Annotated in this window: 1 protein-coding gene; it reads right to left on the bottom strand. The window is 39.3% G+C overall.

Annotated features, from left to right (window positions below; genetic code table 11):
- Positions 1–152: 152 nt before the first annotated feature.
- Positions 153–1,349, bottom strand: a complete 1,197-nt coding sequence (locus K8O68_RS12820; RefSeq protein ID WP_230897274.1) for an IS4 family transposase — start codon at positions 1,347–1,349, stop codon at positions 153–155.
- Positions 1,350–1,469: the final 120 nt, after the last annotated feature.

Genomic DNA, 1,469 nt, shown 5'->3' with positions numbered 1-1,469 from the left:
GACCCATAACGATTGCACGTTAGTTTAATAAATACATTAATGTTAATATATGTAAGTGGTATTTTAGGTTAATTTTAAAAAAAGGCGGACGAGGCATATAACGACCTTGTTCCCTTTTTTTTCTATTTAGCTTTCACCCTTAAACTTCTTAGTTACTTTCTTTTTTGAACCTTAACTTTCGCCACGCTGCCCTGAAACTCGGGATCCTTTTTCTTCTCAATCGGCACCTTTTGTCTTCCTTTTGAGGTTTTTGATTTCTTTCGAAATAGTTTTCCAGTAAAGGTATCCCAACTGGCGTACATATAGACACGTATTAGAAGGAGGAACTCCCACAATGTTTTATTTGTCCCGGTTTTTAATTGAAGGATCAGAGCTAAGCAATAAGCAGTCAGAGAGAGGAACATCTGGTTCCAGACCCCTTGCGGCTTAGTGCTCCATATTTTTACCAGACTTAAGTGTTGCTTGATCCATTTAAAGAAGGTCTCAATCTTCCAGCGATGTCTGTATAGATTCATAATCTCCTGACTGGTTAGGTCCCACCTTGAAGTCATAAGGCGATAGAGACGATCTTTGTCATCTTTAAATACAACGAGACGAACCGGTTTATCTGAAGAACTAAATAAAACTTTTGAGTCGCTTATAATAGCCGGATGGTCAACACTGTATTCTTCAAGCGTGTGTACTTTAAGGCTCTGGGTAATGCGTGCGACAAAGAGAAGGTTCTTATCTAACCAGGTTTTAAGATTTTGCTTAGATGGATAGCCCCGGTCCATGAGGTAAGTCGTACCTAAATCTTCGATAAGCTCGTCTGAACTTTCAAAGTCACTGACGTTTCCGGTTGAAGGAAGAATTTTATCAGGAAAACAGCTGTCTTCTGAGACCACTCTCACTCGCGTATGCATTTTGACCACGTGCCATTCTTTTGAAACATACGCCCACTTACAAAGTTCCGAAGGAAGCTTGAGATGCGTGGAATCCACGATGCTTAACTGACCTATTTTCTTAGTGATTCCATTTTCATTTTGAGTAAGATCTTGAAGTATACTAACCACTTTAAAAAAGAGATCCTGCGCCCACTCAGTTGGTAAGTCATTAATTCTCCGGCTAATTTGACTGCCGCTCATCGTATCTAGATCTAACGATTTTTTCAGAGCGTGATTAGCGTCAAGCATCAACTCCATATGCTGATATGAGTGCCAGTTATCAAGGTTCGCTGCAATAAATATTTTCATTAAAGCTTCTGCGGAAAGTTTATCATTCCCGTAATTAACAAGAGGGCATCCATAAACTTCCGAAGGGAGTAAATCTAAACATTGACTTATAAGTGCTTTATGACCTATACTTTTCATACGTGTTGCTCCTTTGTAGAGGATTGGGAACAAGTATTGGTCTCTCCTCTACAATAGGAGCTTTTTTTGTGTTTGTAAACTCGAAATTACAATATATTCCATTCGTGCAAGGCTACTGGG

This window comes from Salipaludibacillus sp. CUR1, assembly GCF_021028955.1.
In the GTDB taxonomy this organism is placed as follows: domain Bacteria; phylum Bacillota; class Bacilli; order Bacillales; family Salisediminibacteriaceae; genus Salipaludibacillus.
The sequence above is the reverse complement of the archived record's forward strand: the minus strand, read 5'-3'. Positions and strand labels throughout refer to the sequence as shown.